Origin of the sequence: Microbacterium sp. BLY (assembly GCF_017939615.1) — a bacterium.
Taxonomy (GTDB): domain Bacteria; phylum Actinomycetota; class Actinomycetes; order Actinomycetales; family Microbacteriaceae; genus Microbacterium.
The window spans coordinates 1,929,207-1,947,584 of the sequence record NZ_JAGKSR010000001.1 but is presented as its reverse complement, the minus strand read 5'-3'; the positions used below and the strand labels follow the sequence as shown (position 1 = coordinate 1,947,584).

The window sequence follows — 18,378 nt, the reverse complement described above, 5'->3', positions numbered from 1 at the left end:
TGGTATGGGACGAGTTTATCGGGTGCGACCGCGCCGTGGACGTCACGGGGACACAATCCCCGCCCCGCGTCGTCAGGGCACCTGCCAGAACGTGCTGCCGAGGGCATACACGTGATAGATCCAGACCCACTGTCCGAGGAGGCACAGCGCCAGCACGCCGAGCCGCCACGGGCGTGAGCGCGGCACGGCGACCGCTCCCCACACGGGGCTGAGCGGCAGGAGCAGACGGAACGTACTCGACTGCGGGAAGAACACCGCAAGCAGGTACAGCAGGTAGCTCGCGCTCCAGAGCCGCAGATCCGCGCCGAGCGCGCGCACCTGCGGAGACAGGAGCAGTGCCGCGGCCGCCGCGATGACCAGCAGCACGAGGGCCACCGGGCCCCATGCCGACGGCAGTCCCCACAGCGCGAACCAGAACTGCGAGGCCTGCACCCATCCCTCGAACGGCACGAAGCCGTCGACGCCGCCCGCGATCCAGTGCCGACGCCAGGCCAGTTCGGTGGCGAGGTACGCGCCGGGATCCCCCGTCACGATGCCGGCGATCACCTGCCACGCGAAGCCGGTGGCCGTCGCCAGCGCCCCGAGGGCGACGATGTGCACGATCTCGCGGACCGCCAGCGGGTCGGACCGCCGATGCACCCACCGGAGGATGCCGTGCAGACCGAGATACAGGGCGAACGCGAGGACTCCGGGACGGGTGAACCCGAGCACGGGGATCAGCAGATAGAGCCACGCGTAGTTCCGGCGGATCGTCGCATCCAGCGCGAGGAACAGCAGCAGGAGGAACAGGGTCTCCGCGTACCCGACCTGGAACATCGCCGCGAGGGGCCCGCTGGCGAAGAAGGCGACGGCCCACAGCGCTGCGGCGCTCCCGATCCGGTCGCGGAGCAGACGGTGCAGGGCCAGGCAGGCCAGGTAGCCGGCCCCGAGCGAGAGGACGAAAGCTCCGGCCCCCCAGGAGCCGAACACGAAGCCCAGCGCCTTCGCGGCGTAGGCGAACACGGGCATGAACGCCCAGGCGTTCTCCGCCACCTGTCCGTCCTCGGTCAGCGGGAGCTCGGAGGGGTAGCCGTCGACCGCCACCTGCCAGTACCACTGCGCGTCCCAGCCGAGGACGAAGTCGATGAGCCCCGCGTCCCCGCCGAAGCGGGAGAACACCGTGGACAGCGAGGCCGCCGCGAGGAGGAGGGCCGTGGTCACGACCCGCGCGAGGACGTAGATGAGGCCGATGCGCAGGGGCAGCGGCATCCGCGCCCACCGGCGGGCGGGACTCAGTGTGCCGTGAGCCATGCGCGCAGACCCCGCTCGACGGCGTCGATCTGGGCGAGCGGCACGCGCTCCTCGTCATGGTGGGCGAGGTGCGGGTCGCCCGGCCCGTAGTTGACGGCCGGGATGCCGAGAGCCGAGAAGCGGGCGACGTCGGTCCAGCCGTACTTCGGTTTGGGCTCCGCACCGACAGCGGCGACGAACCGGCGCGCGATGTCTGCCTCCAGTCCCGGACGCGCGCCGTCCGCCGCGTCCGTGATCTCGACGTCGAACCCCGCCAGCACGGCCCGGACATGCGCCTCGGCGTCGGCAGCGGATTTGTTCGGCGCGAACCGGTAGTTGACCTCGACCTCACAGGCGTCGGGGATGACGTTGCCGGCCACTCCACCCGCGATCCGGACCGCGCTGAGGCCCTCGCGATAGAGCAGCCCGTCCACCATCACCTCGCGGGCCCGGTACTCCGACAGCCGCGTGAGGATGGGGGCCGCGCGGTGGATCGCGTTCTCGCCGATCCAGGCGCGAGCGCTGTGCGCGCGCACGCCCGTGGTGCGCACGATCGCCCGCAGGGTGCCGTTGCAGCCGCCCTCGACCTCGCCGTCCGACGGTTCGCCAAGGATGGCGAAGTCGGCCTCGAACAGGTCGGGACGCGCCGCGGCGAGAAGCCCGAGGCCGTTCAGCGACGCCGCGACCTCCTCGTTGTCGTACCACATCCAGGTCACGTCGATCGCGGGCGCGGTGAGTTCGGCGGCGAGCTTGAGCTGCACCGCGACCCCCGCCTTCATGTCGACCGTGCCGCGTCCCCACAGATACGGCACGCCGTCGATCTCGATGTCGCGCGTGGGCAGGTTGTCGTTGAGGGGGACGGTGTCGATGTGCCCGGCGATCGCGACGCGCTGCGCGCGGCCGAGGTTCGTGCGCGCGACGACTGTGTTGCCGTGCCGGATGACCTCGAGATGCGGCACCCCCGAGACGGCCTCCTCGATCAGATCGGCCAGGGTCTTCTCGTCGCCGGAGACACTCGGGACGTCGCAGATCGCGCGGGTGATGTCGGCGGAGGACGCCGTCAGATCGAGCACCATGCCCCCAGCCTACTGATGCCCGTCATGCGGGACGGGACACCGTCGTGGGCGCGATACCGTGGAGGCATGAGCGACGCACGATCTGTCTGGGGACTCGGCCTGACGACCACCGCGAGCGACGGCACGGTCCTCGACGCGTGGTACCCGGAGGTCCGCTCGTCCGCGCCGTCCGACGCCGAGGTCGCCGCGGCGCGCGCCGCCCTCGAGGAGCAGGCCGGTCCCGATGACCGCCGCGACGTCACGCTCGCGGTCATCGAGCTCACGATCGATCTGGACACGCCCCCGGCCTCCACGGCGGACGCCTATCTGCGTCTGCACGCCCTGTCGCACCTGGTCGTGCGGCCGAACGAGCTCTCGCTGGACGGCATCTTCGGTCATCTCCCGAACGTCGCCTGGACGAATGCCGGCCCCGTGCTGCCCGCCGATGCGGCACGTCTGCGTCCGCAGCTCCAGCGCGCCGGCATCCAGATCCAGGGGCTGGACAAGTTCCCACGGCTCACCGACTACGTGCAGCCCGCCGGGGTCCGCATCGCCGACGCCTCGCGCGTGCGGCTCGGGGCCCACCTCTCCCCCGGCACCACCGTCATGCACGAGGGGTTCGTCAACTTCAACGCCGGCACGCTGGGCGCCTCGATGGTCGAGGGACGCATCTCCCAGGGCGTGGTCGTCGGCGACGGCAGCGACATCGGCGGCGGAGCCTCCATCATGGGCACCCTCTCGGGTGGCGGGTCGCACCGCGTGTCGATCGGTGCGCGCACGCTCCTCGGCGCGAACGCCGGCATCGGCATCTCCCTCGGCGACGACTGCGTCGTGGAGGCCGGGCTCTATGTCACCGCGGGAACCAAGATCGTGCTGGCCGACGGGCCCGCGACGGCCGACGGCGGACGGAAGACGATCAAGGGTGCGGAACTGTCCGGTCAGGACGGACTCCTCTTCCGGCGCAACTCGCTCACGGGAGCCGTGGAAGCCGTCCGTCGCACGGGCGTCGGGGTCACGCTCAACGAGGCGCTCCACGCCTGACAGCCGCTCTGCAGCCCACCACCGGCCTCCGCTGGTAGAGTGGGGATGTTGCCCGCGCCGCCGGCCGGTCAGCATCGTCGTCGTCTAGGGGTCTCCGAGGACCGAAGCGAGCGCCCGCGCTCCCCTCTCCAGCCCGAACTGGCCATTCGCACGGCGAACGGACGCGCACTCGCTGCGCCTTCGCCCACCTCACCCCACTATCCCGCGCCGTTCTCGTGCGCTGACGGAGTTTTCTGCATGCCTTCCTTCCTCGATCTCGGCGTTCCCGCCGAGCTCGCCACCGTTCTCGCCGCCTCCGGAAAGACCGAGGCGTTCGCGATCCAGCGCGACACCCTGCCCGACTCGCTCGCCGGCCGTGACCTCCTCGGTCGCGGACGCACGGGCAGCGGCAAGACCATCGCCTTCGCCCTCCCGCTCGTCGCCCGCCTGGCCGCGTCCGGCCACAAGCGGCGCTCCGGGCTCCCGCGCGGTCTCGTGCTCGCCCCCACCCGGGAGCTCGCGACCCAGATCGCCGCGACCGTCGCCCCGCTCGCGGAGGCCGTCGGCCTCCGCGTGACCACCGTGTTCGGCGGCGTCAGCCAGCGTCCGCAGGAGCAGGCACTGCAGGGCGGCGTCGACATCGTCGTCGCCTGCCCCGGCCGCCTGGAAGACCTCATGAAGCAGCAGGTCGTGCGCCTGAGCGCCATCGAGGTCACCGTGCTCGACGAGGCCGACCACATGGCCGACCTCGGCTTCCTCCCCGGAGTCACCCGCATCCTCGCGGCGACCCCGTCCGACGGCCAGCGTCTGCTCTTCAGCGCCACGCTCGACCGCGGCATCGACACGCTGGCGCGCCGGTTCCTCACGAACGCCGTCAGTCACGAGGTCGACGAGGCGAGCGTGCCCGTCGGCGAGATGACCCACCGGGTGCTCGTGGTCGACTCGCCGGAGAACAAGACCGTGCTGGTGCGCGATCTCGCCTCGGGCACCGGCCGCCGCATCCTCTTCACGCGCACCAAGCACCAGGCGAAGAAGCTCGCCAAGCAGCTCACCGCCGCCGGGATCCCCGCCGTCGACCTGCACGGCAATCTGTCCCAGAACGCGCGCGAGCGCAACCTCGGCGCCTTCTCGGCCGACCCGGCGGAGGGGGGCGTCCGCGTCCTCGTGGCCACGGACGTCGCCGCCCGCGGCGTGCACGTCGACAACGTCGACCTCGTCGTCCACGTCGACCCGCCCGTCGAGCACAAGGCGTACCTGCACCGTTCCGGCCGCACGGCCCGAGCCGGAGCCGCCGGCACGGTCGTGACCGTCGTCCTGCCCGAGCAGCGCCGCGACGTGAAGGATCTCCTGCGCAAGGCCGCGATCACGGCACCGCTGGAGAACCTCACCACCGACGCCGTCGCCGAGCTCGTTCCCGAGCGGGCCCAGCACGTGCGCCCCGCTCCCCCGCAGCCGCAGCAGCAGCGCTCCGCGAAGCAGCGACCGGCGGGCGGCGAGAAGAGCACCGCGACCACCCCGCCGTCCCGGCGTCGTCGTCGCCCGCGCTCCGCGGGTCAGGGCGGCGCCCCGGGCTCGCAGCGTCAGGGCGGCCAGGGCCGTCAGGGCGCCCGCGGCGCCCAGGGACGCTGACCCCGGCTCACGCCCCGCGCGACAGCGAAGGCCCCCGCGCACTCCGGTGCGAGGGGGCCTTCGGCGTCTGCGACGACGTGCTCAGCGCGTCGGGAAGGAGCGCTCCGGCGACCCCGTGTACAGCTGCTGCGGACGGCCGATCTTGGTCTGCGGGTCGAGCTGGAGCTCGCGCCACTGGGCGAGCCAGCCGGGGAGGCGGCCGATCGCGAAGAGGACGGTGAACATGCGCGTGGGGAAACCCATCGCCTTGTAGATCACGCCCGTGTAGAAGTCGACGTTCGGATACAGCCGGCGCTCACGGAAGTAGTCATCGGCGAGGGCGATCTCCTCGAGCTCCTTCGCGAGGTCCAGAAGCGGGTCGGTGACGCCGAGCGAGCTCAGCACCTCGTCGGCCGCTTCCTTGACGAGCTTGGCACGCGGGTCGTAGTTCTTGTAGACCCGGTGCCCGAAGCCCATGAGCTTCACGCCCTCTTCCTTGTTCTTCACCCGCTCGACGAACCGCGAGACACTCTGACCCGAGTCGCGGATCTGGCCGAGCATGGTGAGCACGGCCTCGTTCGCGCCACCGTGCAGCGGGCCGGAGAGCGCCTGGATGCCGGCGGAGACCGAGGCGAACTGGTTGGCGCCCGTGGATCCGACGAGGCGGACCGTGGACGTCGAGGCGTTCTGCTCGTGGTCCTCGTGGAGGATGAGCAGCAGCTCCAGCGCCTTCACCATCGTCGGGTTGATCTCGTACGGCTCGGAGTTCACGCCGAAGTTCAGCTTGAGGAAGTTCTCCACGAAGCCGAGCGAGTTGTCGGGGTAGAGGAACGCCTGCCCGACGCTCTTCTTGTGCGCGTACGCCGCGATGACCGGGAGCTTGGCGAGCATGCGGATGGTGTTCAGCTCGACGTGCTCGGGGTTGTGCGGGTCCGTCTGGCCCTCGTAGTACGTGGAGAGTGCGGCGACGGCGGAGGACAGGACCGACATGGGGTGCGCCGTGTGCGGCAGAGCGGAGAAGAAGCGCTTGAGGTCTTCGTGCAGCAGCGTGTGACGGCGGATCTTCTCGTCGAACTCGGCCAGCTCGGATGCGGAGGGCAGCTCGCCGTAGATGAGCAGCCAGGCGACCTCGAGGTAGCTGGTGCTGCCGGCGAGCTGCTCGATCGGATACCCGCGGTACCGCAGGATGCCCTTGTCGCCGTCGATGAAGGTGATGTCCGACTTGGTGGAGGCCGTGTTGACGAAGCCGTAGTCGAGCCCGGTGTAACCGGTCTGGCGGGTCAGCGTCGAGAAGTCGATGCTGTCGTGGCCCGCCGTCCCGCGCACCAGGGGGAATTCGGCGGTGGTGTCACCGATCGTCAGCTTCGCCGTCTGGTCTGCCGCAGCGCTCACGCGGACCTCCTCCTTCTGTCTGATCGCCCCGGCATCGCGGGCGTCAGCAAGTTCTTGATCAAGCCGGAACTGGCGATCTCTCGGGCGCCGAGCGCCTGGCCGGGTGCCGACCGAATCGCCTTTACAGCCTAGTCGTCACGCAGGCCTACTGTGACAACCGCCAAAGGGATGGTCGCGACAGGGAGGGTTCCTACAGATCTGCTCCGCGCAGGCGCCGAGCAGCCTCGGCGACGCGGTCGGTCGGCGCCGTCAGCGACAGCCGCACGTGCGCAGGTGACGATGCACCGTAGAAGTGCCCGGGTCCGGCGAGGATGCCCAGGTCGGCCAGACGCCCCATCGACTCCCAGGCGTCGCGTCCCTCCGTCGCCCAGAGGTAGAGCCCGGCCTGCGACCCGTCGATGCGGAAGCCGGCGGCCTCGACGGCGGGGAACAGCAGGGCCCGCCGCTCGCGGTAAAGCTCCTTCTGCGCCGCGACGTGCGCATCGTCGCCGAGCGCGACGACCATCGCCTGTTGCACGGGTGCCGGCGGCATGAGGCCGAGGTGCTTGCGTGCGGTGAGGAGCTCCCCCACCACGCGGGCGCATCCGGCGACGAAGGCCGCTCGGTATCCCGCGAGATTGGACTGCTTGCTCAGCGAGTAGACGCTGAGGAGGTTCGCCCGCGTGCCGCCGGTCACCCGGGGGTCGAGCACCGACGGGATGGGCTCATCGGCCCACGGACCGTCCCAGCCCAGTTCGGCGTAGCACTCGTCGCTCGCCAGCACGGCGCCCAGGTCCCGCGCCCGCTGCACGGCGGCGGCGAGCTCGTCGACGGTCCACGTGCGACCGTCCGGGTTGCCGGGGGTGTTGATCCAGATGAGCTTGGCGCCCTCCGGCCAGTCGGCCGGGTCGTCGGCGGCGACCGGCGTCGCCCCCGCCACCCGCGCACCGACGTCGTAGGTCGGATACGCGACGCGGGGGTGCACCACGATGTCTCCGGCGCCGAGGCCCAGCAGCGTCGGCAGCAGTGCCACGAGCTCCTTGGAGCCGATCGTGGGCAGCACGTTGTCGACCCGGAGGTCCGGGACGCCGCGGCGGCGGGCATACCAGTCGACGATCGCCTCGCGGAGCGCGGGGGTGCCGACCGTCTGCGGATAGGCGTGCGCATCGGTCGCTTCGGCGAGCGCCTGCCGGATGACCTCCGGCGTGGGGTCGACGGGCGAGCCGACGGAGAGGTCGACGAGGCCATCCGGATGCCGGGACGCGCGCTCGCGGTACGGGACGACGGCATCCCACGGGTAGTCGGCGAGGTCGCGGACGCTCACGGACCGCGCCTACTCGCCCTGCGGCGGGAGCGCGGCGATGATCGGGTGGTCGAACGGGTAGACGCCGACCTTCGCGGCGCCACCGGGCGAGCCGATCTCGTCGAAGAACTCGACGTTGGCCTTGTAGTAGTCCTGCCACTCGTCGGGCAGGTCGTCCTCGTAGTAGATCGCCTCGACGGGACACACCGGCTCGCACGCTCCGCAGTCCACGCACTCGTCGGGGTGGATGTAGAGCGACCGTTCGCCCTCGTAGATGCAGTCAACGGGGCACTCGTCGATGCAGGCGCGATCCTTGACATCGACGCACGGGAGGGCGATCACATACGTCACCCCCTCAGTCTACGACCCGTGGACCCCGGGGTCCTCCGCGCGCGGCGCGGACGGGCGCGCCGGCAGGCGCGAGAAGGACGGCCAGGCGACCACGAGCAGCACGATGCCCGCGGCCAGATACGTCCAGATGCGTCCGGCGACGGTGTCCTGCACGACGACCGAGCCACCGGGACCGACGCCCGAGATGAGCACCAGCATGCCCAGCATCCCCAGGCCCGCGGCGACGGCCGCTCCGCGATCATGCGTGAGAGCGCGGACCGCGATGAGGATGGCGGCGCACGCGATGGCCGCGACGATGAGCCCGATCGGGATCGGCCCCCACATCACGCTGTGGGCGATGGTCCCGGCCACACCGTAGACGCCGCCCACCAGGGCCGCCGCCACCCAGGACAGCACCCGGGACAACCACTTCGCACGCACCCCCTGATCCTACCCGCGCGCCGCCGGCGGGACGACGCGCGTCAGGCGGCGAGACCCATCAGCCGGAGCAGCGCCGCGACGAGCGCCGCGGACGCGACGACGACGAGGAACGACTGGCGCATCCAGAGCAGTCCGGCCGCCACGAGCAGGGCGGGCACGCGGGCGTCGACCGTGATGGCCTGCCCCTCGCCGAGGGACTGCACCGCGACGAGAGCGGCGAGCAGGGCGACGGTCAGCAGATCGGAGATCCGCGCAGGCCGGGGCGCCTCCAGCACCTTCGGGGGCACGAGGTAGCCCACGGCCTTCAGCGCCAGGCAGATCAGCGCGGCGAGGAGGATCGCGCTCCAGAGGCTCATCGATGCTCCTCCCGGCCCGTGGCGACGGCCGCCTGCGGGGCACCGAGCCAGTTGAACCAGCCGACGGCGATCGCGACGAGGGCGGCGACGAGCACGGGCAGTCCCGGCAGGAGGAACGGGGTGAGGGCGGCCGCGACGACGGCGGCCGCGATCCCCACGGCGACCGCCTGCCGTTGACGCAGGCGGGGCCACAGCAGAGCGAGGAAGGCCGCGGCCGCTGCCGCGTCCAGCCCCCACGTCTTCGGATCCCCCAGCACGTCGCCGACGAGCGCCCCGAGGAGGGTCGTCAGATTCCAGCCGAGGAAGATCCCGATGCCGGTGACCCAGAACCCCACGCGGCGCAGGCGCGGGTCGTCCTGCGCGATGGCGACCGCCGTCGACTCGTCGATCGTGAAGTGCGCGGCCGCCGCCCGTCGGGCCGCCCCTCCCCCGATGACGGGCGACATGCGCATACCGTAGGCGACGTTGCGCACGCCGAGGAGTGCCGCCGACGCGATCGCCGACGGCAGAGCCGCCAGGCCTCCCGCCGTGAACACGCCGACGAACGCGAACTGGGATCCCCCGGTGAACATCAGGAGGCTGAGCACACACGTCTGCCAGACATCGAGCCCTGCAGCCACGGCGAGCGCGCCGAAGGAGACGCCGTAGGCGCTCGTGGCGAGCACGACGCCGAGCGCCTCGCGCCACACCTCACGCTCAGCGCTCATGCCACCCAGTCCGTTCGGTTCGCTGAACACACGACCATCATTCTGAACATCGACAGGAAGATAGTCAAGCGAACGATCGTTTGCCATGATGAACGGATGGAGGATCTCCGCACCCGCATCGCCCGTACACTCCGCCGCGAGCGCGAGGCGGCGAATCTGTCCGTCTCCGAGCTCGCGCGACGGGCCGGGATCTCGAAGGCCACGGTTTCCCAGCTCGAGAGCGGCGCGGGCAATCCGAGCGTCGAGACACTGTGGGCGCTGGGCGTTGCGCTCGGCGTCCCGTTCGCCGTGCTCGTCGATCAGCAGGCCAACGCCCCCACCCTCATCCGCGCCGACGACCTCGCAGGCGTCCCCTCCTCTGCCGCGGCCTACAGCGCCACCCTCCTCTCTGCGAGCCCTCCGGGTGCGCGACGGGACGTGTACCTCATCCAGGCGGAGCCCGGGGATCCCCGCCGATCCGATCCCCATCACGCGGGCACGATCGAGCATGTGATCCTCATCGCCGGGCAGGCGCGGGTGGGTCCCCCGGAGGATGCCGTCCTGCTCCACCCCGGCGACTACCTGACCTACGCCGGCGACGTGGCCCACGTCTTCGACGCGATCCTCCCCGGCACGAGCGCCGTCCTCATCTCCGAGCTCCGCTGAGGCTCCCCGCCGACCCACCCCCTTACGACCGAACCGGCCCCTTGCGTTCGCGCGCAAGGGGCCGGTTCGCCCACAAAGGGCCGGGTCGACGAAGGGGTCCGCGGCTCAGTACCAGTTCATGGCCTGGGAGTGGCCCCAGGCGCTGCAGGGGGTGCCGTAGGCGTCGGCGATGTACTGCAGGCCCCAGGCGATCTGGGTGGCGGCATTGGTCTGCCAGTCAGCGCCCGCCGACGCCATCTTGCTGCCGGGCAGCGCCTGCGGGATGCCGGTCGCTCCCCCATCGTTGTTGTACGCCTGGTAGTTCCAGCCGGACTCCTTGTTCCACAGGGAGTTCAGGCAGGAGAACTGGTCTCCGCCCCAGCCGTAGCGGTCCGCCATCATCTGCTGCGCGGTGGCCCGGGCGCCGTCCGGCGTGTTCGCGGCGGCGAGGGCGGCCGCGGCGGCCGCCGCCTTCTCCTCGGCGGCGCGGGCGGCATCCTCCGCCGCCTTCTTCTCCTGCGCGGCGGTGAAGGCCTGCTGAAGGGCGGTCGTGGCGGCGACGACCTTCTCGGTCTCCGCTGCGGCCTGCTCGGTCGTGACCGTGATGAGGACGAGCGGGAGCGTGGAACGATCGGCGAGGGTCTCAAGGTCGTCCTCGAGGGCGGTCGTGTCGACGGGCGCCGCGGCGCTCACATCGAGTCCCGACTTCGTCACCTCGGCCGTCAGGCTCGCGGCGGCGGCAACAGCGGCCTCGCCGTCCGCGACGGTCATGACCGCCTGGTCGGCGATGCGGGCGAGGGGCTCTCGCCCCAGGTCCTGGCTCGTGACGACGGAGGCGGCGTCGGAGCGCTCGGCGCCGGCGGCCGGGGCCGAGGCGAGGCCGACGGTGAGGGTGATGCCGACGAGCGCGGCCGTGGCGGCGCCGAGGGTGATCAGGGGTGTCCGGGTGACGGTGGCGCGAGCGGCGGCCGCGTCGGAGGCGCGCCGAAGCGCACGGGTCTTCTGAAGCAAGGCTGTGACTTTCGGGTCGTCGTACGCCCATTCAGGGGACTCATCGGGAGCTCGCCCCGGGCGCAAGTGAACGAGTCTGCGTCATCAACCTGAGCGAAAACTAGCCCTCACCTGGGATTTTCATGAGAGAGGGCCCCACGCGGCCAGGCGGCGGCGTGGGGCCCTCTCGAAAGGAGCGCTGAGCGATCAGGCGTTCGCGTCCTGACGCTTGAGGCGCGAGGCCTCACGACCGCGGACGGTCTGGTCGAGGATTACCTTGCGGATGCGGACCTTCTCCGGAGTCACCTCGACGCATTCGTCGTCGCGCGCGAACTCCAGGCTCTCCTCGAGCGTGAGCAGCCGCGGGGGCGTCATCGACTCGAAGTTGTCGGCCGTGGAGGAGCGCATGTTGGTGAGCTTCTTCTCCTTGGTGATGTTGACGTCCATGTCGTCGGCGCGCGAGTTCTCGCCGATGACCATGCCCTCGTAGACCTCTTCGGTGGGCTGCACGAAGAACGACATGCGCTCCTGCAACGCGATCATCGCGAACGGGGTGACGACACCCGCGCGGTCGGCCACGATCGAGCCGTTCTGGCGCGTGGTGATCTGACCGGCCCACGGCTCGTAGCCGTGCGAGATCGCGTTGGCGATGCCCGTGCCGCGGGTGGTCGTGAGGAACTCGCTGCGGAAGCCGATGAGGCCACGCGAGGGCACGACGAACTCCATGCGCACCCAGCCGGTGCCGTGGTTGGTCATGTTCTCCATGCGCCCCTTGCGGTTCGCGAGAAGCTGCGTGATCGCGCCGAGGTGCTCCTCCGGCGTGTCGATGGTCAGGTGCTCGAACGGCTCGTACACCTTGCCGTCGATCTTCTTGGTGACCACCTGCGGCTTGCCGACCGTGAGCTCGAAGCCCTCGCGGCGCATGTTCTCGACGAGGATGGCGAGGGCCAGCTCGCCGCGGCCCTGCACCTCCCAGGCGTCGGGACGGCCGATGTCGACGACCTTGAGCGACACGTTGCCGATGAGCTCGCGGTCGAGGCGGTCCTTCACCATGCGCGCGGTGAGCTTGTGACCCTTGACCTTGCCCATGAGCGGCGAGGTGTTGGTGCCGATCGTCATGGAGATCGCGGGGTCGTCGACCGTGATGGCCGGCAGCGGACGGATGTCCTCGGGGTCGGCGATGGTCTCGCCGATCGTGATGTCCTCGAAGCCGGCGATGGCGACGATGTCGCCGGGGCCGGCGGAGTCCGCCGGGTAGCGCTCGAGGGCGCGGGTCTTCAGCAGCTCGGTGATCCGGGCGTTGCTGGTCGAGCCGTCGGAGCGGACCCAGGCGACCGTCTGGCCCTTCTTGAGCGTGCCGTTGAAGACGCGCAGCAGCGCGAGACGACCGAGGAACGGGCTGGAGTCGAGGTTCGTGACCCAGGCCTGCAGCGGCGCCTCGTCGTCGTAGGCCGGGGCCGGGACGTGCTCGAGGATGGCCTCGAACAGCGGCTCGAGGTCGTCGTTGTCGGGGAGCGAGCCGTCCGCGGGACGGTTCTGCGACGCGGCGCCGGCGCGGCCGGAGGCGTACACCACGGGGACGTCGAGCAACGCGTCGACGTCGAGGTCGGGCACGTCGTCGACGAGGTCGGAGGCGAGGCCCAGCAGCAGGTCGTGCGCCTCCTCCTCGACCTCGGCGATCCGGGCGTCCGGGCGGTCGGTCTTGTTGACCAGGAGGATGACGGGGAGCTTGGCCTCGAGCGCCTTGCGCAGCACGAAGCGGGTCTGCGGCAGCGGGCCCTCGCTCGCGTCCACGAGCAGCACGACGCCGTCGACCATCGACAGGCCGCGCTCGACCTCGCCGCCGAAGTCGGCGTGGCCGGGGGTGTCGATCACGTTGATCGTGATCTCCTTGCCGCCGGCGTGCTTGCCCTTGTAGGTGATCGCCGTGTTCTTGGCGAGGATCGTGATGCCCTTCTCACGCTCCAGGTCGTTGGAGTCCATGGCGCGCTCCTCCACGTGCGAGTGTTCGCCGAAGGAGCCCGTCTGGCGGAGCATCGCGTCGACGAGCGTGGTCTTGCCGTGGTCGACGTGGGCGACGATTGCGACGTTGCGGAGGTCAGAGCGGAGGGCGTGCGCCATACAAGGGTTCCTCAAGGAGTGTGGGGTTGCGCCGGGAAGCCGACGTTCCAGGATAACGTACGTGCGGATCGGGTTCCTGAGCACACGTCGTACCATCGTCCCGTGACCCTCCCCGACCCGACTCCCCCGGCGCCGCAGAAGCCGTCGACCGCGCCCACCCGGCGCGACGAGCCGCGTGAGGGTCGAGCGCGCCTGTGGTGGGAGATCGCCATCGTGCTCGCGCTGGGCCTGGGACAGTCCGCGATCTACGCGATCGTGCAGCTCGCCTATCGCCTCACGGACGACACGCCTCTCGCGGATCAGACGGCCACCCTCAACCCCTCCCGCAGCGACCGGGAGGTGTTCGACCTCATCTATCAGGTGCTGTCCATCGGCTTCGCCCTGGTGCCGGTGCTGCTCGTCTGCTTCCTGCTGTGGCAGCGCCGTCGCCCACACCTGGAGCGCCTCGGCCTCGACGGCACCCGCGTGGCCGGCGACGTCGGCCGCGGCGTGTTCCTCGTCCTGGCGATCGGCGTGCCGGGACTGGCGCTCTACCTCGGCGGGCGGGCGCTCGGACTGTTCGTGGCCGTGAACCCCGCGGGTCTGGACGCGCACTGGTGGACCGTGCCGATCCTCCTGCTCGCCGCCGCACGCGCGTCGCTGCAGGAGGAGTTCGTCGTGCTCGGGTACCTGTTCGCCCGTCTGCGGGACCTCGGGTGGTCGCCATGGACGATCATCATCTCGACCTCGGTGCTCCGCGCGACGTACCACCTCTATCAGGGGCCCGGCGCCTTCATCGGCAACCTCGCGATGGGACTGCTCTTCGGGTGGCTCTACCACCGCACCGGTCGGCTGCTGCCGTTCCTGGTGGCGCACTTCCTCATCGACGCCGCGGCGTTCGTCGGCTATCCCTGGGCCGCGGCCACCTGGCCCGCTCTGTTCGGCCTCCCCGGCTGAGGCGCGCTCAGCCGAGGTTGACGACGAGGATCGCGGCCAGCGCCCAGAGGACGAGGACGATGAGGGCGACGACCGCCGGGCCGTCCCAACTCCGTCGGATCGGCGCCTCAGCTGCGGGCGACGCCTGATCGCGACGCTCCTCGATCTCGGCGAGGGCCCGGAGCCCGGCGGGCACCCGCTCCTCCTGATCGCCTCGAGCCGGGAGGCGGAAGGAGCCCGCCTTCGCGGGACCGCCGTAGCACGCCACGTCGGTCCCGTCATCCAACGAGAACACGAGCTGCCAGCGCATCTCGACGTCACGGACGTGGGCCCAGCCGAACTCGATCCGACGCAGGAGGTTCTGTACGACCACGCCGTGGTCGTCGACCCGGACCGCCGAGGCGAAGGAGTTCACGTACACGACCCAGAGCACGAGCAGCACCCACGGCGCCAGCAGGAGCATCTGCCCCCAGCCGGCGCGCAGCACCGCGTCTCCGAGGAGGAACAGCGCCAGCAGGGAGCCGACCACGAGGGCGACCGGTCCGGAGGACGCGCGATACGTCCGCGCGCCCTCCGACGGATCGGGCTGACTCACGACGATCGACCACCTAGGGTGATCGCCGCGCCCGGAATGGCCTGCAGCAGGCGCTCCGTGTACTCCTCCTGCGGGTTCGCGAAGATGTCGTCGACCGTGCCCTGCTCCACGACGCGCCCCTTCTCCATCACGCAGACCCGATCCGCGATGACGCGCACCACGGCGAGGTCATGCGTGATGAAGAGGTACGTCAGGTCGAGCTCGGACTGCAGCTCGGCCAGGAGGTTGAGCACCTGCGCCTGGACGAGCACGTCGAGAGCCGACACCGCTTCGTCGAGCACCACGATCTCCGGCTTGAGCGCGAGGGCACGCGCGATGGCCACGCGCTGGCGCTGGCCGCCGGAGAGCTCGTTCGGGTAGCGGTCGGCGACGCTCGCCGGGAGCGCGACCTGATCGAGAACCTCGAGCACGCGTGTGCGGCGCGATCCCGCGTCGCCCACCCCGTGCACGCGCAGTGGCTCCGCCACCGTGTTCCCGATGTTGTGGAGCGGATCCAGCGACCCGTACGGGTCCTGGAAGACCGGCTGCATCTGTCGGCGCAGCGCCTGCAGCTCCGGCCGCGAGAGCGTGTCGGTGTCCCGGCCGTTGACGAGGATCGACCCCGAGGTCTTCGGCTCCAGTCGCAGCAGCATCTTGGCCGCGGTCGACTTCCCGGAACCCGATTCGCCGACGATCGCCATCGTGGAGCCCTTGGGCACCTGGAACGACATCTTGTCGACGGCCGTGAAGTCGCTGGAGCGGAAGCCGCTCCCCCGGATCTTGAAGACCTTGGTCACGTCGCGGAACTCGATCACCGGCTCCGCCGGTGCCGCGTCCGTGTGCGCGATCGCCGCGAGGTCCACCGTGCCCGTCGCCTCGGTGAGCACCTCGGCGAGCGGGTCCGCGTGGCCGGTCACCGCCGTCTGGATGCGCTTGGACGCGAGGCTCGGCGCTGCCGCCACGAGACGCTGCGTGTACGGGTGCTGCGGGTTCTGCAGGATCTCCAGCGCCGGTCCGGATTCCACGATGCGCCCGCGATGCATCACGACGAGGTTCTCGGCCCGCTCGGCGGCCAGGCCGAGATCGTGCGTGATGAACAGGACCGCGGTGTTGCGCTCCTTCGTGAGGGTCTCGAGGTGATCGAGGATGCGCTTCTGCACCGTCACGTCGAGCGCACTGGTCGGCTCGTCCGCGATGAGCAGCTTCGGATCCGACGAGAGGCCGATGCCGATGAGGACCCGCTGCCGCATGCCACCGGAGAACTCGTGCGGGAACTGGCGCAACCGCCGGTCGGCGTCCGCGAGGCCCGCCTCCTGCAGCACCTGGATCGCCCGTTTGCGCGCGGCCTTCCGACCGTCCGCTTGGCCGTTGGCGAGGATCGTCTCCTCCACCTGGAAGCCGATCCGGTGCACCGGGTTGAGGCTGTTCATCGGGTCCTGCGGAACGAGTCCGATGAGGTTCCCGCGCACCTGCTCGATCTCGGAGCGACCCAGCTTCGTCAGGTCGCGACCCTCGAACTTCACGGCGCCGCCGGTGATCCGACCGCTGCCGGGGAGCAGGTTGATGATCGCGTGGGCGGTCGTCGACTTCCCGGAGCCGGACTCGCCGACGATCGCCATCGTCTCGCCGGGGAAGATGTCGAAGCTCACGCCGCGGACGGCGGGGACGAAGCCGTCCTGCGTCTTGAACGCGACCTCGAGGTCTTCGACGGACAGCAGCGGGACGTCGGGGATGTCAGGAGCGCTCATCGCAGGGCCCTCGCCTTCGGGTCGAGTGCGTCGCGCACCGTCTCGCCGAGCATGATGAACGACAGCACGGTCAGCGAGAGCGCGATCGACGGATAGATCAGGGGCATGGGGTCGGTCCGCAGGCGGGTCTGCGCCTGCGAGATGTCGTTGCCCCAGGAGATGAACTCCGGGGGCAGGCCGACGCCCAGGAAGGACAGCGTCGCCTCCGCCGTGATGGCGGCCGCGAGACCGACGGTGCTGAGCACGATCACCGGGGCGATCGAGTTCGGCATGACGTGCGAGAACATGGTCCGCACCCGCGAGACGCCGAGGGCTTCGGAGGCCATCACGAAGTCCGCGGAACGGATCCGCAGGATCTCTGCACGCAGGATGCGCGCCGTGGCGGGCCAGCCGAAGAAGCCGATGGCCAGCGACACCACGAGGATGTTCCGGTTCTCCAGGAACATCGACATGATGACGACGGCGGCGAGCACGTAGGGGATCGCGAAGAACATGTCGCCGATGCGCATGAGCAGCGAGTCGATCCAGCCGCCGAAGAATCCGGCGAACGCGCCGATCACGATGCCCATGATGGCGATGATGAGCGTCACGAGGATGCCGACCGACAGCGAGGTGCCCGCCCCGTGCACGACACGGGAGTACACATCGCAGCCCTGGAACGTGTAGCCGAACGGGTGGCCCTCGGAGGGGCCGTTGTTCGAGAACTTCAGATCGCACGCGAACGGGTCCACCGGCGCGAACAGGTCCGGGAAGGAGGCGACGATCACGAGGATGACGACGAAGACACCGGCCGTCCAGAACATCCAGCGGCCGCGGAGGTCGCGCCAGGCGTCGAGCCAGAGGTTGCTCTTGCGTTCGCTGACGCGGACGGCGTCGACGGCGCCCAGGCCCGCTTCGTCGGCCTCCGCCACGTAGTGCGCCATCCGGCGGGTGGGAGCGTTATCGGACATAGCGGATCCTCGGGTCGAGCACACCGTAGAGCAGGTCGATGAACAGGTTGACCAGGACGTAGATCACGACGAGCACCGTCACGATCGAGACGATCTCCGGGCCGTCGTGCTGGTTGATGGCTTTGAAGAGCTCGTTGCCGATGCCCGGCACGTTGAACACGCCCTCCGTGACGGTGGCACCGACGATCAGGATGCCGAAGTCGGCGGCGAGGTTCGTCGTGACCGGGATGAGCGAGTTGCGCAGCACGTGCACGGGGATGACGCGCCGGGCGGACAGCCCCTTGCCGAAGGCCATGCGGACGAAGTCCTGCTGCCGCGTCTCGATGACCGAGTTGCGGGTCAGGCGCACCACGTAGGCGAAGTTGAGGGCCGCGAGGACGATCGCCGGGAGGATCAGATCCGACCAGGGCGCCCCGCGACCGACCGTCGGACGGAACAGGTGCAACTCGATCGCGAGGAAGTACTGCGCGATGAAGGCGAGCACGAACACGGGGATCGAGATCAGCACGAGGCTGACGAGCATGGATGCGTGGTCGAACAGGCTGTTCTTGCGGAGACCGGAGATCAGGCCGACCACCACGCCGAAGATGAGCTGGATCAGGATGGCGAGCAGCGCGAGACGAAGCGTCACGGGGAACTTCGCCGCGAGGATCTCATTGACGCTCTGGCCACGGAAGGTCGTGCCGAGATCACCCTGGAACAGATCGCCCAGATAGATCAGGTAGCGCGTGAAGAACGGCTGGTCGAGGTGGTACTGCGCCTGGAGCGCCGCGTACTGCGCGTCCGTCGGCGTCTTGTCGCCGAACAGCGCGAGGATCGGGTCCCCGGGGAGCAGGAAGACCATCGAGAAGATCAGGAAGGTCGCCCCGAGGAACACCGGGATCGCCTGCAACAGGCGTCGAATGATGTAGGCAGTCATGGCAGGGAGCCGAACCGCACCGAGCGGGGCGACGCTCGCGCATCGCCCCGCACGGACGGTTCAGATCGGAATGCGAG

At 70.2% G+C, this 18,378-nt stretch carries 18 protein-coding genes; 4 read left to right on the top strand and 14 right to left on the bottom strand.

What is annotated here, in order from left to right:
* Positions 1-72: 72 nt before the first annotated feature.
* Together KAF39_RS09635 and dapE are read right to left on the bottom strand one after the other, a co-directional pair.
* Positions 73-1,290 carry a hypothetical protein gene (locus KAF39_RS09635; RefSeq protein ID WP_210677056.1) on the bottom strand — a complete coding sequence of 406 codons (1,218 nt, stop codon included), beginning with the start codon at positions 1,288-1,290 and terminating at the stop codon, positions 73-75.
* A complete protein-coding gene (gene dapE, locus KAF39_RS09630; RefSeq protein ID WP_210677055.1) occupies positions 1,272-2,345 on the bottom strand; it encodes a succinyl-diaminopimelate desuccinylase in 1,074 nt (357 codons plus the stop codon). The genes KAF39_RS09635 and dapE overlap by 19 nt, the downstream gene beginning before the upstream one ends.
* A 66-nt stretch (positions 2,346-2,411) precedes the next feature.
* On the opposite strand from dapE, the gene dapD reads away from it, so the two are divergent.
* Both dapD and KAF39_RS09620 read left to right on the top strand, forming a co-directional pair.
* Positions 2,412-3,365: a 2,3,4,5-tetrahydropyridine-2,6-dicarboxylate N-succinyltransferase gene (gene dapD, locus KAF39_RS09625; RefSeq protein ID WP_210677054.1), complete on the top strand. Its 954-nt coding sequence runs from the start codon at positions 2,412-2,414 to the stop codon at positions 3,363-3,365.
* A 237-nt stretch (positions 3,366-3,602) separates the two neighbouring features.
* The gene (locus KAF39_RS09620; protein WP_246878274.1) at positions 3,603-4,973 is read left to right on the top strand and encodes a DEAD/DEAH box helicase; all 1,371 of its coding nucleotides are present in this window, start codon (positions 3,603-3,605) and stop codon (positions 4,971-4,973) included.
* A gap of 81 nt (positions 4,974-5,054) precedes the next feature.
* On the opposite strand, the gene KAF39_RS09615 is transcribed toward KAF39_RS09620, so the two are convergent.
* The 6 genes from KAF39_RS09615 to KAF39_RS09590 form a co-directional block, all read right to left on the bottom strand.
* Entirely contained in the window at positions 5,055-6,344 is a 1,290-nt protein-coding gene (locus tag KAF39_RS09615; protein ID WP_210677053.1) for a citrate synthase, read from the bottom strand.
* 190 nt (positions 6,345-6,534) lie between these two features.
* On the bottom strand, positions 6,535-7,647 hold the full coding sequence (gene dapC / locus KAF39_RS09610; RefSeq protein WP_210677052.1) for a succinyldiaminopimelate transaminase: 1,113 nt from the start codon (positions 7,645-7,647) through the stop codon (positions 6,535-6,537).
* A gap of 9 nt (positions 7,648-7,656) precedes the next feature.
* Positions 7,657-7,977 (bottom strand): ferredoxin, encoded by a 321-nt coding sequence (fdxA, locus tag KAF39_RS09605; protein WP_017203330.1) that lies wholly within the window; start codon positions 7,975-7,977, stop codon positions 7,657-7,659.
* A gap of 9 nt (positions 7,978-7,986) precedes the next feature.
* Positions 7,987-8,397, bottom strand: coding sequence for a histidinol dehydrogenase (locus KAF39_RS09600; RefSeq protein WP_307805165.1), 411 nt, complete (start codon positions 8,395-8,397; stop codon positions 7,987-7,989).
* Positions 8,398-8,438: 41 nt separating this feature from the next.
* Complete coding sequence (locus KAF39_RS09595; RefSeq protein ID WP_210677051.1) at positions 8,439-8,753, bottom strand: AzlD domain-containing protein; 315 nt, start codon at positions 8,751-8,753, stop codon at positions 8,439-8,441.
* Positions 8,750-9,460 carry an AzlC family ABC transporter permease gene (locus tag KAF39_RS09590; protein WP_210677050.1) on the bottom strand — a complete coding sequence of 237 codons (711 nt, stop codon included), beginning with the start codon at positions 9,458-9,460 and terminating at the stop codon, positions 8,750-8,752. Before KAF39_RS09590 ends, KAF39_RS09595 begins: the two co-directional genes overlap by 4 nt.
* A 96-nt stretch (positions 9,461-9,556) precedes the next feature.
* Here KAF39_RS09590 and KAF39_RS09585 point away from each other — a divergent pair, with 96 nt between their 5' ends.
* Entirely contained in the window at positions 9,557-10,105 is a 549-nt protein-coding gene (locus KAF39_RS09585) for a helix-turn-helix domain-containing protein (RefSeq protein ID WP_210677049.1), read from the top strand.
* A 105-nt stretch (positions 10,106-10,210) separates the two neighbouring features.
* Here KAF39_RS09585 and KAF39_RS09580 read toward each other — a convergent pair whose 3' ends face one another.
* Positions 10,211-11,095, bottom strand: a complete 885-nt coding sequence (locus KAF39_RS09580) for a phospholipase (RefSeq protein ID WP_210677048.1) — start codon at positions 11,093-11,095, stop codon at positions 10,211-10,213.
* Positions 11,096-11,281: 186 nt separating this feature from the next.
* Positions 11,282-13,195, bottom strand: coding sequence for a translational GTPase TypA (gene typA / locus KAF39_RS09575; RefSeq protein WP_210677047.1), 1,914 nt, complete (start codon positions 13,193-13,195; stop codon positions 11,282-11,284).
* A 192-nt stretch (positions 13,196-13,387) separates the two neighbouring features.
* On the opposite strand from typA, the gene KAF39_RS09570 reads away from it, so the two are divergent.
* A complete protein-coding gene (locus tag KAF39_RS09570) occupies positions 13,388-14,131 on the top strand; it encodes a CPBP family intramembrane glutamic endopeptidase (protein WP_210678020.1) in 744 nt (247 codons plus the stop codon).
* Between the two features lie 7 nt (positions 14,132-14,138).
* Here KAF39_RS09570 and KAF39_RS09565 read toward each other — a convergent pair whose 3' ends face one another.
* Genes KAF39_RS09565 through KAF39_RS09550 form a run of 4 tightly spaced genes read right to left on the bottom strand, consistent with a single transcriptional unit; the run spans position 14,139 to position 18,301 of the window.
* On the bottom strand, positions 14,139-14,705 hold the full coding sequence (locus KAF39_RS09565) for a PH domain-containing protein (RefSeq protein WP_210677046.1): 567 nt from the start codon (positions 14,703-14,705) through the stop codon (positions 14,139-14,141).
* Positions 14,702-16,432 carry an ABC transporter ATP-binding protein gene (locus KAF39_RS09560; RefSeq protein ID WP_210677045.1) on the bottom strand — a complete coding sequence of 577 codons (1,731 nt, stop codon included), beginning with the start codon at positions 16,430-16,432 and terminating at the stop codon, positions 14,702-14,704. The genes KAF39_RS09565 and KAF39_RS09560 overlap by 4 nt, the downstream gene beginning before the upstream one ends.
* The gene (locus KAF39_RS09555) at positions 16,429-17,382 is read right to left on the bottom strand and encodes an ABC transporter permease (protein WP_210677044.1); all 954 of its coding nucleotides are present in this window, start codon (positions 17,380-17,382) and stop codon (positions 16,429-16,431) included. The genes KAF39_RS09560 and KAF39_RS09555 overlap by 4 nt, the downstream gene beginning before the upstream one ends.
* Positions 17,372-18,301, bottom strand: a complete 930-nt coding sequence (locus tag KAF39_RS09550) for an ABC transporter permease (RefSeq protein ID WP_210677043.1) — start codon at positions 18,299-18,301, stop codon at positions 17,372-17,374. Before KAF39_RS09550 ends, KAF39_RS09555 begins: the two co-directional genes overlap by 11 nt.
* Positions 18,302-18,378 lie beyond the last annotated feature (77 nt).